This window comes from Halobacillus mangrovi, from assembly GCF_002097535.1.
Lineage (GTDB): Bacteria > Bacillota > Bacilli > Bacillales > Halobacillaceae > Halobacillus > Halobacillus mangrovi_A.
The window spans coordinates 1,454,735-1,469,614 of sequence record NZ_CP020772.1 but is presented as its reverse complement, the minus strand read 5'-3'; the positions used below and the strand labels follow the sequence as shown (position 1 = coordinate 1,469,614).

The window sequence follows — 14,880 nt, the reverse complement described above, 5'->3', positions numbered from 1 at the left end:
GATTAGTGAGAACCTGAAGGTACTTTTACATTTTGATAGAGATCTTTTAGAATGTTCTGATCTTCCAACGCTTCCTTCCATGGGTCCTTAAGAACAGACAATGCTTCATTCATTCTATGGTTTAAATCTATGAACGTTTTCTTATCTGATAGGACGGATTTGATCTGATCAAGACCGACTCTTTCCACCCATGCTGATGTTCGCTCTAAATAATTAGCATCCTCCCTGTAATATTGTAAAAACGCGGCTGAAGTGTCTATAACTTCTTCCTCTGTTTTCACTTTACTTAACAATTCTGCTTTCCTCATATGCGTGCCGCCATTCCCGCCAACATAGATTTCAAACTCTCCATCCAGCCCGACAACCCCTATATCTTTGACCGATCCCTCTGCGCAGTTTCTAGGGCAGGCAGATACACTCATTTTTACTTTGTGAGGGGTATTTAGACCTTCGAATTTCTTTTCCAAGCGAACTCCTAGCCCGATAGAATCCTGAGTTCCGAATCGGCAAAAGTCAGCTCCAACACATGTTTTCACTGTTCGCAGTCCTTTTGCATAAGCAGACCCGGAGGGCATGTCCAATTCAGACCAAATTTGCGGCAAATCTTCTTTTTGTACCCCAAGCAGATCCAAACGTTGACCTCCCGTGACTTTGATTAATTTCACTTCATATTTATCTGCCACATCGGCTATCTTTCTTAAATCATTCGAATTGGTTACTCCTCCGTACATCCGAGGTACGACTGAATACGTACCGTCCTTTTGGATGTTCGCGTGCAAACGTTCGTTTACAAAGCGGGATTGTTTTTCATCTTGATATTCTTTAGGATTAAGCATGCCAAGGTAATAGTTCAAAGCAGGTTTACACTTGGAACATCCTTCTTCTGACTCCCAACCAAGAACATTCATAACTTCTTTTGTGTGGGTTAGTCCTTTTGCTTTAATTTCTTCGACTACTTCCTCTTTTGAAAGAGTCGTACAAGCACAAATTGATTCTTTATGGTTTTGATCAAATTCATCTCCCAAGGTATGTTCTAAGAGTTCCGATACTAACGATTTACATCCTCCGCACGATCTAGAGGCATTTGTACAGCCTTTCACTTGTTCTACAGTTGAGAGGCCTTGACTGTTTATGGATTCAACAATGGTTCCTTTTGTCACTCCATTACATCCACATATAATCTCTTCATCTGGCATTTCCGCAACCAAATTCGTTCCCGCTGCGTCAGCACCGTCAGTATCTGTGTATTCTTCAATTGGGGCTTCTTTATTGATAAGAGATAAGAGACGATTGCCATCCTTGGTATCACCGAATAGCACAGCTCCTGTAATTTTCCCGTCATCAATAAGGACTTTCTTATAAATACCTTTCCAATCGTCAAACACTTTAATTGATTTCGTTCCCTCATCTTCATTGATTTTTCCGGTAGAAAATACATCCACTCCTGATACTTTCAATTGCGTGGATAAGACGGACCCTTCGTAACCTTCCCCTTCTAACTCGCAAATCTTGAGTGCCATTTCTTTCCCTTGCTGATACAATGGTGCCACCAACCCATAGACCATCTCTCTATGCTCTGCACACTCCCCAACAGCAAAGATATTTGGAACCTGAGTTTCTAAATAATCATTGACAATGATGCCTCGGTTGACAGGAATCCCACTTTCTTTAGCTAAGCTGATGTTAGGTCTAATGCCGACAGCCATTACGACCAAATCTGCTTCGATTTCTTCTCCATCTTTAAATTTGAGGCCTTCTACGCGGTCCTGACCTGTAATTTCAGCTGACTGCTTCTCCAGGAGAAAATTCATCCCTTGTTCTTCAAGCTCACTTTGAAGCATTTTACCTGCTGTTTTATCCAGCTGCCTTTCCATCAAATAATCAGCTATATGTACGACGTCCACCTTCATACCAAGGTTCAATAGCCCCCGAGCCGCTTCCAAACCTAACAGCCCTCCGCCGATCACCACTGCTTTTTTGTATTGATTCGCACAATCCATCATGTTTTCACAATCTTTAATGTCCCGAAATGCTGTAACCCCATCTTTATCTGCCCCAGGGAGTGGAAGCATAAAGGGGACAGATCCTGTAGCTATGATTAACTTATCGAAATCAACTTGACGATCCTTATCTGTATAAATGCGTTGTCTATCCTTATCAATGACAGTTACGGTCTCTCCGGGATAGAGCAGGATATCGTTTTCTTCGTACCATTGCCAGCTGTTTAGCGTGATATCATCAATTTTTGTATCTCCCTGCAAAACTTTAGATAATTCAATTCGGTTATAATTTGGATAGGGTTCACTTCCGAACACAGTAATCTCAAATTTTTCTGGTGATAATTTAAGAACTTCTTCAATCGCCCTTATTCCTGCCATACCATTCCCAATAAGAACTAGTTTTTGCTTTGCCATGTAGCAGAACCTCCAGATAAATAGTGTTAATTTTTTGAATAATTTCAATTATTACTATTCATTGTATGGTCAGTTCTTAGGTCATTCAATTCTTATGTCAGAAAACCTGACACATTATTTTAAGGAAGCTTTTTTACATATAAGGACTTATCTTCACAGCAACCACTTTGAAGCCTGGCATACGGCAATCTGGATCCAATTTATCCGAGATGAGTTGATTGACATTCTGTGTATCACCCCAATGGAAAGGAACAAATACGGTCCCCTTACTAACTTTGTTGCTCCATTTGCTACGGACAACAATTCGCCCTTGTGATGATTCAATCTTAACGAGCGTCTTGTCTTTCACCCCGTACTTTTCTCCTGTTGAAGGGTGAATCTCCATACATGATTCTATCTCCCTCGCTGCCAAAGACGAACTTCTCCTCGTCTGTTCTCCTGTTAGATAATGTGACATTACTCGCCCAGTGGTTAAGATGAGCGGAAACATGTCACTGGCTTCATCTTTATGAACTTGAGCTTTATTAGATATAATTTTCATTTTGGCTTTCCCGTCTTCATGAGCAAATGAATGTTGGAACAATCTTTCCGTTCCCTCATGCTCTAAATCAGGACAGGGCCATAAAACGCCGTTTAGATTTCTTAATTTGTTATAGGTGATCCCATAATAATCTGCAATGCCCCCCTTACTTGCCAACCTCAACTCATTAAAAATCTCTTCCGCATTAGCAAAAGAGAAATATTCCTCTTTGCCAAGCACCTTCGCAATGTCACAAATGATTTGCCAATCATGCTTCACCTGTCCCGGGACAGGTCGACTTGCCTCTCTCAACGTCACCCGGCCTTCAATATTAGTCATCGTCCCCTGGTCCTCTAAATAAGAGGACGCAGGAAGTATTAAATCAGCCAATTCAGCTGACTCAGAAATAAATAGGTCGACAGCTACAAAGAACTTAAGTTTCTTTATCGCTCTCTTTACAAAATTTGCATTAGGATTTGAAGCCACAGGATTGGAACACATTAGGAACAAGGCAGTTATAGTTCCCTCGTCCATCTTTTCGAACATTTCATAGGCACTGACTCCTTTACCAGGCAGATCATTTTCTTTGATTCCCCATACATCTGCCACATACTTGCGGTCTTCTTTATTTTCAATCGAGCGATAACCTGGAAGTTGATCAGCCTTCTGACCATGTTCCCGTGCTCCTTGCCCATTCCCCTGACCAGTAACAGCTCCATATCCTGAATAGGGCTTTCCTATCTTTCCTGTAGCCAAAAGAATGTTTAAAAAACCACGCACCGCAGCTGTTCCGTCCGTTTGCTGCTCGATTCCTCTAGCTGTGAATATCATCCCTGACTCTTCTTGGCCAAAAGTACTGGCAGCCTGATACAGATCCTCTTTTGAAATTCCAGTGTGTTCTGTCACATCCTCTAAGCTAATAGCAGAAAGGTGGCGAGCAACATCATCAAATCCACTTACACGTTGCCGAATAAATTCTCTATCTATAAATTGATTCTCAATGATGATTTTTAGGAGGCCATTGGCGAGAGCGGCATCTGATCCTGGTTGATTTTTTAAATGCAAGTCGGCAATTTCAGTAGTGGGTGTTTCGCGTGGGTCGATCGCAATAACGTAAGCCCCATTTTCTTTCGCTTTTTCAAAGTAAGGCATGATCGTAGGCTGGCATTCAGCTATGTTTGTACCAGCTAAAATGATACAACGCGTATGTGGGATTTCCTGCAAAGAATTCGCGAATCCTCGATCCATGCCGAACGCTTGATTTGCCGCAGTTGCGGCTGACGCCATACATAAGCGGCCGTTGTAATCGATGTGCTTCGTTCTCAAAGCTACCCGAGCAAATTTCCCTAATAGGTAAGCCTCTTCATTGGTAAGCGAGGCACTGCCGTACACGGAAACAGCATTTAAACCGTCAGTCTCTTGTATTCCATTGAATTTAGATCGGATACAGTTTAACGCTTCTGTCCATGTAATAGGCTTGAACTCTCCACCTTCCTTCAACATTGGCTGAGTGATACGTTCTCTGTGCAGCGCGTGCTGATGAGCATTCATTCCTTTTATACAGAGCCGTCCTTGTGAGGTGGGGTTGTCTTTGCCCACCGCTTTATAAGTTTTCCTCCCCACACCTTTCTGCTCAATTAATTGCATTTTGCATTGCATGCTGCAAAAGGGACACTGGGTATCATACGTGTTTTCTGCTTCTAGCTTCTTCTGTTGATCACGAAAATACTTGAGCATTAACTGGGTCACATTATCTTCTCCTTTAAAGTACAAAAGCTTTTATCAATGCAATTTAATTCACATCACATCTTTACTAGAGACCTATTTCTTTGAATTCTGTCTTTGTCCATCCTTGTTAGTAACTCAGCTCGAATTTCTTCATTGAATAATACTTCTCTTATATGGACAAGTCCGGCTCGTTCAATCCATTGCCAGGAACGCTCCAAGTAACGGGCCGACTCACGATAATATTGAATAAAACTAAACATAAATTCCTGAACTTCCTCATTCGTTCCAACTACACTCAGTAAACGACCTTGCCTAACCTCTTTGCCGACGCTCCCTCCTACATAAATCTCCCACTTATCCGCTACTCTTATGGCTCCAAGATCTTTGTGTGCAGCATCTGCTCCGTCATGAAAGCAGAAAGAAATACCTATAGTTATCCTGAATGGAGTTTTTAAAAGAACAGTTTTTTGTTCTAGACGTTTCACTAATTCTAAAAATTTGTAATCACCACAATTACACAAATTTCCCCCGTCACTTGTTTGAATTGGCGCCACTTTATTAAATTCACGGGCATACAATGGCATATTCAAATCCGTCCATACATTATTTAGCTGATCTTTTCTCACACCAGACAACTGGATACGCTGATCACTGGCAACAACTACCTCTATGGATGGATACTTTTCAGCTGCATATGTAATTTTCTTCAGTTGATCGATATCCGGTCTTCCCCCATGGATTTGTGGAACGACGGTGTAAGTACCGTTGTCCTGGAAAGTAGCATTCATTCGCTCATTTACATATAAAGTATCTTCACTATTTTCAAACCATGGATGGATCATTTCTAAATAATAAAGTAAGGCAGCACGACATTTAGAGCACCCTTCTTCAGTTGACCAATTCAGTTGATCCATTATTTCATTAAGACTCCCCAAAGCTCTCAATTGTATTTCTTCTACGACTTCATCTTCACTTAGCGTGGTACAGGAACATAAAGAAGCCACCTGTACTTCTTCATTAAAGTCATCACTTTGAATATAGGTTAAGAGTTCAGATACTGAGGGCTTACAGCCGCCACAGGAACCGGAAGCTTTTGTACATCTTTTCACTTCTTCAACTGTCTTCAGATTATTTTCTTGAACAGCTTTGATAATTACCCCTTTAGATACAGCATTACAAGCGCAGACTTGCTCAGTTACAGGTAAGTTTGCCACATGAGAATTTGAAGGATTTGCTGATTCCAACAAGGAAGCTTTGTCCTTATCAGCTATGACCTTCTCTTTCACAATCGTATCCACTAATTTTGGGCCTTCACGCGTATCTCCGAATAAGACAGCGCCCACTGCTTTGGATCCTTGAAACACAACTTTTTTATAGACGCCTTCAATCTCGTTTTGATATTGGATGACTTGGGTTGTGTCATCTTGTGAAAATTGACCAACTGAAAATACATCAACGCCAGAAATCTTCAATTGTGTAGACAGGGTAGACCCCTGATAGGGAGGGCTGGAATGCTTACATAATTTTCTTGCCAGCACTTCTCCCTGTTCATATAGAGGCTTCACTAAACCATAAGTCATTCCTTCGTATTCCGCACACTCTCCTAGAGCGTAAGTATCAGAGCAATTGGTTTCAAGATAACCATCAACTATAATGCCGCGGTTTGTTTTTATGCCGCTCCTTTTTGCCAATTGAACGTTTGGATTAATTCCTACGGCCATTACGACTAAATCTGTCGTTATTTCGGTTCCATCTTTAAACCGGAGTTTTTCTACACGTGTCTCTCCAAGGATCTCCTCTGAATCTTTATTAAGGAGAAAGTTCATCCCCTGACCTTCTAATTCTTTTTGCAGCATGTTTGAGGCATGTTCATCCAACTGTCTTTGCATTATGTATTGGGATCGATGAACCACATGAACTTCCATTCCTAGATTTAATAAGCCCCTGGCAGCTTCAAGCCCTAACACTCCCCCACCTATCACGACAGCTTTTTTATAAGAGTTTGCTGCTTCAGTCATGCGCCGACAATCTTCTATTGTACGGAAGGAAAACACTCCTTCTTTATCCGCTCCTTTCAGTGGCAGAATAACCGGGCAAGACCCAGTGGCGATAATTAGTTTGTCATAAGGTACGTTCCTCCCTTTATCTGTCTCTATTGTTTTCTTTTCCTTATCAATAAAAATGACGCTTTCACCTGTAAAAAGATCAATGCCGTTCTCTTCGTACCAGTCAATAGGATTAAGCATAATCTCTTCATACGTAGTGTCTCCTTGTAAGATAGAGGAAAGCATAATACGGCTGTAATTCCCATAGGGTTCACTTCCAAAAATAGTGATATCAAAAGCTGCTGGAGCTTCTTTCAATATGTTTTCAATACATCGGACGCCGGCCATACCATTCCCAATTAGAACCAGTTTTTGACTTCCCATAAAAAAACCTCCATATAATTAAAAGAAGTTAGCCATTACCTCAGATGATTTCAGAATATTTAAATTTAACTAAAAGATTAGCATGGCTATATACTTGTGTCATACGTTGTGTAAGAAAATCTAACAAATTACTCTTACTTGAAGATTTTGTTTACTCTTAATTGATAAACTTTCTCCATCTGTTCATAGTCTTTAGATTGTTAAATAACCCTACAGCCCGTTAATAGAAGGCATAAAAAAAATGAGCAATGAAGTCTTTAATATGAGTTAGTACAGAATAATGTTAATGTTATAAAATCTTACATACTACGTGACAAAGTTTTAATATTTGAAATAATCAAGCTATTACTATGTATGGAGGCTTGGTTATGGGAGAAGAAAAGATGTACAAAGGTAATAAGAAGATTTTGTTTTTGACGACGTTCGCATTCTTTTTAAGTTTCTTTGTATGGTTTAACATGGCACCATTCGTATCAACAATCCGTGATTCGCTGCAGCTGACAACAGAAGAAATCGGTATATTGCTTTCGATCAATGTTGCCCTCACAATCCCAGCAAGGATTGTGATCGGTATGCTAGTTGATCGGTTTGGTCCAAAAAACGTGTACACCACATTATTGTTAATCATCAGTATTCCTTGCTTTTGGTTCGCTTTAGCAGATTCATTTTGGCAGCTATTTATTGCCCGTGCCTTTCTTTCTGTTGTTGGAGCAGGCTTTGTTATTGGAATTCGGATGGTATCGGAGTGGTTTCCTCCTCACCAGCTAGGACTTGCTGAAGGGGTATACGGGGGTTGGGGAAATTTCGGATCAGCAGCTGCTGCGTTCACCCTTCCATCCATCGCACTTTTGATTGGGGGAGAGAACGGATGGCGTTACGCAATAGCCTTAACTGGCGTCTTATGTATTGTTTATGCCATTTTTTATTATAGATCTGTAGAAAATACACCTCCTGGAAAGCAATTTCTACGCCCAAAACGAAATGGTGCCATGGAAGTCACAACTTACAGAAGCATGTTCGGGCTTATCCTTATGTCTATTCCTTTATATGCGGCTCTTGCGTTAATCACTTGGCAGTTAAGCCTTACATCCCTTATTCCAACAACAGCCGCTGGAATTATATACATCATCCTCGCACTTACCTATTTGTATAACGTCTACAAAATATGGAGCGTTAACCGCAAGCATTTAAAGGCTGGTGTACCAAGAGAAGAGCAATATTCATTCAAACAAGTAGCGATATTGGATTTCGCTTATGCTATTACGTTTGGTTCTGAATTAGCTGTAATTTCCATGCTACCGATGTTTTTCGAAGAGATCTTCAGTATGAGTATTGCCCAAGCGGGAATGGTCGCGAGTTCGTTTGCTTTCATGAATCTTGTCGCACGTCCTGGAGGAGGATGGCTGAGTGATAAATTTGGACGCAAGAAAACTCTCTTGATCCTTTTAGTTTGTTTATCTGGAGCCTATATCGGCATGGCTCAAATCGAGGCAAGCTGGCCAATATTTGCAGCTATTGCATTAACAATGACCTGTTCCTTTTTTGTACAAGCAGGGGAAGGAGCCGTATTTTCAATGGTTCCTCTCGTAAAGAAAAGAGTAACTGGTCAGGTAGCGGGAATGGTTGGGGCTTATGGAAATGTCGGAGCAGTCTTATTTCTTGCAGTTCTCGGGTTTTTAAATCCTTCTCTCTTTTTCATGTTTATCGCAGGCTCAGCTTTTTTCTGTTTTCTCGCCTGCTGGTTCTTAGAAGAACCAGGTGCTTCTAAAGAAATGAACAAAGAGAAAAGTAAAGCTGAGAAATCTGATAAATCCAAAGAGGAAGTTGCTGTATAAAGTCGAAACTGATGGGCTTTTATCTTAAACAATCTAACAACTTCCCTTGTACACCAAAAATTCAAAACTTATTATAAATATTGCTTTCACAATATCAATAAGGATTAAGCCAACAAAAAAAGCTGAGCCATCCCATAAAGGAGGCTCAGCTTCATATATTTTTCAGGAAGATCTCTTTTCCGCAAGAGCGGCGTGATTTAATCCCTTCCAAGATAGACAAGGTATAACTTATTAAAAATGAACATAAAAAAACCACCAATATATGTATTGGTGGAGACGGTGGGAGTCGAACCCACGTCCGGAGATATCGGCACTCGGGCTTCTACAAGCGTAGTCGGTATATTATATTTCGCTTTCTCTTCGACCTACCGACAGGCTTCCGAGAAGCTAGCCTGATTAGTCTCTTCGTTTTTCCTCAGGCGGTGGAAAAACGCGTAGCCCACTTCATTTTGAGACCCTTCATCTAGCACATGGGCGATACCAGGAAGGATCAGCTATAGACTACTTACGCAGCTACAGCTAGGTTTTCGTTAGATTCGCCAGTTATATTTAGGCAAATGACGTTTTACGAGACGTCACCTCGACTCGCAACCCGAGCTCGACCTATCCCCGTCGAATCCGTAACGTCCCCGTTAGGATTAAAAGGATAAAGATTCAAGCTCTTTTGCCTTGTCACGTTTAAGCGACAATTATTATTATAGCAGAAATATATTTTTTTTCAAGCCCCAGCCTCCTAGTGCAGGCTGTCTTTGATAGCTCGGTCAATTTCGCGTTTTTGCTGCTTACGCTTCAGGTCTTCACGTTTATCATATTTCTTCTTACCGCGGCCGACACCGAGCAACACTTTAGCTACGCCATTTTTGATGTACACTTTCAAAGGTACAAGCGAATACCCTTTTTGTTGGGTTTGACCAATCAACTGATTAATCTCTTTGCGGTGCAGTAGCAGCTTACGTGCACGAGTCGGATCATGATTGTAGATATTTCCTTGTTCATATGGTGAAATGTGCATATTATGCAGAAAAACTTCTCCATTATTTACACGAGCGAAGCTGTCCTTCAGATTAATTCGTCCATTACGGATCGATTTAATTTCAGTCCCTTGCAGAACAATACCAGCTTCGAATGTCTCTTCAATGGAAAAGTCATGCCTTGCTTTTTTGTTTTGTGCAATGGTTTTTCCATGTCCTCTTGGCATACGATTTCCTCCTCTGTTGCGTAACCTATATTGTATCAAAAGTGCCCTTCGTTTCCAATCTATAGCCACTTTTAACCCCAATTATTATTCGTGGACTTATGACCAGGACATGTGAGAATATAGCCCTGCAAACGTTTATCAAAGGAGATCGATGACATGGAACAAGCGATAGCTGTAAGACCCCTTCGTTTAAATGATAACTCTGCCCTTGAGGCTATGGATACAGGTATCGAAGATGATTACGTTATTCGGATATTCGATCGTTTAATTAAATCGGAAGATCATGAACTTTTTGGTCTTTTTCAAGACAAGCAAATGCTGGCTGTTGGAGGGTACAGCTTATTTGGCGGAAATAAGTTCGCCATGCTTGGACGTTTACGCAGTGATCGTCGCTATTTGAAAAAGGGGTATGCGACTGAGCTTCTAAAACCTATACTAAGACATCTGCAAAACCGATCTGAAGTATCCTGGATAGGTGCCAACACTCAAGTTGGCAATATACCTGCTCGCCGCGTATTTGAGAAACTGGATTTTCACCAAAGTCCTGCGCTCTATTATTTAACCTTGGACCAGCCTCAATTGCTAACAGGAAACACCCCAGGAAGTGTATGGGAGAAAAGGAATGATGTGACTGAGAAACGAGAATTACTTCTTTCACTAAAGAAAAATAAACTCGGAGTATTTCCTTACGAATGTTACTACCCTCTTCCATATGATCCTGCTTTATTTATAGATGATTATCTAAATAATTCGACATTCTATAAAAATAAAGATGGGACAAGGTTTGTCATTATTAAGAATGACATAAAAAAATATGAGTATTCTCACGTCAAATATTTTTGGAACGACCATTATGAACAACCAGGCTTTTTTGAAACGGTTCTTGATCACTGGAAACAGAACCCGTCTAATGTAGGCTGCTGGATTGATTTTTCCCACCAAGGGTTTGACAACATTCCAGATCTATCTCCGTATAAAGTTCAAGACCCGTGGATATTATATGAATTTTGGAAAGATAGACATTGATTTCGCTTACATTTTACTTTTTCTATTAATAGAAGAAAAAAGGATTGACAAGGGCTTTATGAATTAATAAAATCCTCTCTGTAATACTTTATTGCAAGAAAGGAAAAGTGACTATGAACTTTTTGACAGCAGCTGAAAAGCTGAATAAAGGATTTGCTTTGAAACGTAAAGACTGGTCATTCGAAGGATATATTATAAAAGATGATAAAGGCCGCATTCGATATTTTGATCATAATGAGCCAGCAGTCTACCAGCCGACCATTGAAGATACGCTGGCAGAAGACTGGATTGAAGTAGATAAAGATCGTTGGACAGTTGTTTCCGTTACCCATGATCACGAATTGATGAAAGATAAGTTGTTCGTCACTTATCAAATATGTTCCGAACAAAATGGAGTTGTCGTAAACAACGCCCAAATTGATGAGGACGAGTTAAATAAGTGGTCTTGTTATGTGGATGTGGATATCAATCGCTCGGAAGTATTTTTGAACCAACAGGATGTAGCACAAGTGAAGAAGGCACTTAGTGCATAAAGAAACGCGCGGAATTGATCCGCGCGTTTTCTTTATTTTTTCTTCTTACGCCCTTTTTTAGGAACGCCTTTGTTTCGATAAAAAGGTTTATTTCCTTTTTGCTTGTTTTTCTTCTTCTCTTTTTTCTTTGGCGAGCGGTCCGTTTTTATTTGCTTGGGACGTTCAGGACGTTTTCGTTCTTTTCTAGGCTTCATTCCGTCAATTTCAAAATCGACAACTCTCTCATCTAGATTGACATTTGTCACTCGAATCGTCACTTCATCCCCAATTCGAAAAACATTCCCTGTGCGTTCTCCGATCATGGCAAACTGCTTCTCGTGAAAGTGGTAATAGTCGTCCGTAAGCGTACTGACGTGAACAAGTCCTTCCACAGTATTTGGCAGCTCAACGAACATACCGAAGCTTGTAATGGAGCTTATGACTCCTTCGAATTCTTCACCGATTTTATCCTGCATGAATTCAGCTTTCTTCAGGTCATCGGTCTCCCGTTCTGCATCTACTGCAGCACGTTCCATTTCCGAAGAATGACGCGCGATCTCTGGCATCTGATCCTTCCAGTGTTTACGCGTATTATAATCCAGCTTGTCTTCAACAAGATACGTACGGATAAGGCGATGTACAATCAAGTCTGGATAGCGGCGGATCGGCGAAGTGAAGTGAGTATAAAAGTCCGTAGCAAGACCGAAGTGACCAAGGCTTTGAGGATCATACTTCGCCTGCTGCATGGAACGAAGCATAAGCTTCGAGATAATCATATCTTCCTGAGTACCTTTTACTTCCTCCAGCACTTTTTGTAAGGCCTGAGGGTGCACACTGTCTGCCGTACCCTTCACTACATAGCCCATGTTGGCAACAAATTCAAAGAAATTTTGAAGCTTTTCTTCATCTGGATCCTGGTGGATACGATGAATGAAGGGTACGTCCATCCAATGAAAATGCTCTGCGACCGTTTCGTTGGCGGCAAGCATAAATTCTTCAATTAGACGTTCCGCTACAGAACGTTCACGAAGCTTAACATCGACCGCTTTCCCTTCTTCATCAACGACAACTCCAGCCTCTTTGAAGTCAAAATCGATCGCCCCACGTTTCATACGCTTCTTACGCAATGTCTGGGCCAAGCCAGCCATTTCCTGAAACATCGGGACAAGCTCTTTATACTTTTCCATCAGCTCTTCGTCTTCATCTTCAAGAATACTGTTGACGTCTTTATACGTCATCCTTTCATTTGTTTTGATGACACTTTGAAAAATCTCGTGACCTACTACGTCACCGCTCTTATTGATTTCCATTTCACAAGAAAGCGTCAAGCGATCAACTTGCGGATTCAATGAACAGATGCCGTTCGATAATCGGTGCGGAATCATTGGAATGACCCGGTCCACTAAGTAAACACTTGTCGCACGCTCTCTGGCCTCTTTGTCTATTGGAGAATTTTCTTTCACATAATAGGAAACATCGGCAATATGAACACCGAGTTTATAGTTCCCGTTCCCAAGTTTTTTCACTGTGACCGCATCATCGAGGTCTTTGGCATCAGCGCCATCGATGGTAACGATGGTCTCATCTCGAAGATCACGGCGATTCTTAATTTCATCTTCGCTGATCTGGTCTGGGGTATTTGCTGCCTGCTCAAGTACTTCATCAGGAAAATCTACTTTAATCCCGTGCTTATAGATGATGGAAATAATATCGATGCCAGGATCGTTCTTGTGACCCAGGATCTCTACGATTTCCCCTTCTGCACTCATGCGCTCCTCAGGGAATTTCGTTATGTTTACGATAACCTTATGACCATCCACTGCTCCATTCGTCTGACCTTTAGGGATGAAAATGTCATTCGGTATACGCTTATCGTCCGCTATGACAAAACCAAAGTTTCTGCTTGATTCGTAAGTACCAACGACCCTTGTCGTTGCACGTTCCAAAATACGGATGACTGTTCCTTCAGGTCGGTGACCTTCCTCATCCCTTTTTTCAATTCGGACTAGCACCTTGTCATTGTTCATGGCCGAATTCAGATCAGAATGATGTAAGTATACGTCATCCTTTCCTTCTTCGTCAGGAATTAAAAACGCAAACCCTTTGGCGTGCATTTGGATGCGTCCCCGAATTAAATTCATTCTTTCTGGTAGTCCAAATCGGTTCTTCCTTGTCCGGACTAACTCTCCTTCTTCTTCTAATTCATTCAGAGTTTTCATGAGGATCTTAAACTCATCGGCATTATCGAGTTCCAAGGTTTCTTCTAATTCTTGTACGGATAATGGCTTTGATGCAGTTTCTTTAAAAAAGTTTAAAATTTTCTGTTTCAAATCTGTACTCATATGCCTTACCTCCTCTTAAATGAAGGACAAGACTCTAGGATCATGACCAGTCTAATGATTCAAGAAATTCAAGTATATCTTCATGAAGTTGTTCTTTTTCTTTGTCCATCGTAATGACATGTCCAGAGTTTTTGTACCATTTAATGTCTTTTTTGTCTGCTTCAACTTGTTCGTAAATATAGTTTGCGCTTTCGGTATTAATCATTTCATCTTTTTCTGCTTGGACGACAAACGTAGGTGTATAAATTTGGTCGACGTCGTCATGAACGGAAGTAATTAATTTACCTAGTTCTTTAAACATTTCCTCTGATTCACCAAGCATTTCTTCAACCTCTTGATCAATCGTTTCTTTATCTTTTCCTTCCAGCTGCTTATACTGCCGAGCCTTAAATTCGAACCCTTGTGTCAGTTGTTTTTCATTATCAAAAAACATCGGTGCACACATCGTAACAAGCCCTTTAATCGGTTCAGAATAAGCAAGCTTTAACCCTAACACTCCACCTAAGGACAGACCTGCTACAGCAATCTTTTCATAGCCAAGCTCTCTCAAATGATTCAAAGCCTCTTTCACATCCGCCCACCATTCTTCAGGGCGCGCATCAATAAGTGCTTCTAATTCCTTGCCGTGACCGCGATAAATCGGCGCATGTGTTGTGTAGCCGTGCTTTTGAAGAAAGCGTCCGAGCATCCTTACATCAGCAGAGTGACCAGTAAATCCATGTAATAATAATACCGCACGTTCTCCTTCCTCAAACGTAAATGGCTGAGGTTGTTTAATCTTCATAACATTTCTCTCCTTACTTCATCTATTTCCTTATTTGAATATTTCATTCTTTTTTGCAACGTTTTCTATTTTACCAAAATCAAGCTCAAGTG

The 14,880-nt window shown here is 40.9% G+C and carries 9 protein-coding genes and 1 other RNA gene; 3 read left to right on the top strand and 7 right to left on the bottom strand.

Annotated features, from left to right (window positions below; genetic code table 11):
- Positions 1–2: 2 nt before the first annotated feature.
- The 3 genes from nirB (HM131_RS07025) to nirB (HM131_RS07015) form a co-directional block, all read right to left on the bottom strand.
- Positions 3–2,414 carry a nitrite reductase large subunit NirB gene (nirB, locus tag HM131_RS07025; RefSeq protein WP_085029080.1) on the bottom strand — a complete coding sequence of 804 codons (2,412 nt, stop codon included), beginning with the start codon at positions 2,412–2,414 and terminating at the stop codon, positions 3–5.
- A gap of 133 nt (positions 2,415–2,547) precedes the next feature.
- Positions 2,548–4,683 carry an assimilatory nitrate reductase catalytic subunit NasC gene (gene nasC, locus HM131_RS07020; protein ID WP_085029079.1) on the bottom strand — a complete coding sequence of 712 codons (2,136 nt, stop codon included), beginning with the start codon at positions 4,681–4,683 and terminating at the stop codon, positions 2,548–2,550.
- 53 nt (positions 4,684–4,736) lie between these two features.
- Entirely contained in the window at positions 4,737–7,091 is a 2,355-nt protein-coding gene (gene nirB, locus HM131_RS07015; RefSeq protein WP_085029078.1) for a nitrite reductase large subunit NirB, read from the bottom strand.
- 368 nt (positions 7,092–7,459) lie between these two features.
- Here nirB (HM131_RS07015) and HM131_RS07010 point away from each other — a divergent pair, with 368 nt between their 5' ends.
- On the top strand, positions 7,460–8,926 hold the full coding sequence (locus HM131_RS07010; RefSeq protein WP_085029077.1) for a NarK family nitrate/nitrite MFS transporter: 1,467 nt from the start codon (positions 7,460–7,462) through the stop codon (positions 8,924–8,926).
- 268 nt (positions 8,927–9,194) lie between these two features.
- On the opposite strand, the gene ssrA is transcribed toward HM131_RS07010, so the two are convergent.
- Positions 9,195–9,557, bottom strand: a transfer-messenger RNA (tmRNA) gene (gene ssrA, locus HM131_RS07005).
- 102 nt (positions 9,558–9,659) lie between these two features.
- Positions 9,660–10,124 (bottom strand): SsrA-binding protein SmpB, encoded by a 465-nt coding sequence (gene smpB / locus HM131_RS07000; protein WP_085029076.1) that lies wholly within the window; start codon positions 10,122–10,124, stop codon positions 9,660–9,662.
- Positions 10,125–10,280: 156 nt separating this feature from the next.
- On the opposite strand from smpB, the gene HM131_RS06995 reads away from it, so the two are divergent.
- Entirely contained in the window at positions 10,281–11,150 is an 870-nt protein-coding gene (locus HM131_RS06995; protein WP_085029075.1) for a GNAT family N-acetyltransferase, read from the top strand.
- A gap of 113 nt (positions 11,151–11,263) precedes the next feature.
- Positions 11,264–11,683, top strand: a complete 420-nt coding sequence (locus HM131_RS06990) for a Thoeris anti-defense Tad2 family protein (RefSeq protein ID WP_085029074.1) — start codon at positions 11,264–11,266, stop codon at positions 11,681–11,683.
- Positions 11,684–11,715: 32 nt separating this feature from the next.
- Here HM131_RS06990 and rnr read toward each other — a convergent pair whose 3' ends face one another.
- Together rnr and HM131_RS06980 are read right to left on the bottom strand one after the other, a co-directional pair.
- Complete coding sequence (rnr, locus tag HM131_RS06985; RefSeq protein ID WP_085029073.1) at positions 11,716–14,004, bottom strand: ribonuclease R; 2,289 nt, start codon at positions 14,002–14,004, stop codon at positions 11,716–11,718.
- A gap of 40 nt (positions 14,005–14,044) precedes the next feature.
- Positions 14,045–14,788 carry an alpha/beta hydrolase gene (locus HM131_RS06980; RefSeq protein WP_085029072.1) on the bottom strand — a complete coding sequence of 248 codons (744 nt, stop codon included), beginning with the start codon at positions 14,786–14,788 and terminating at the stop codon, positions 14,045–14,047.
- Between the last annotated feature and the right edge of the window lie 92 nt (positions 14,789–14,880).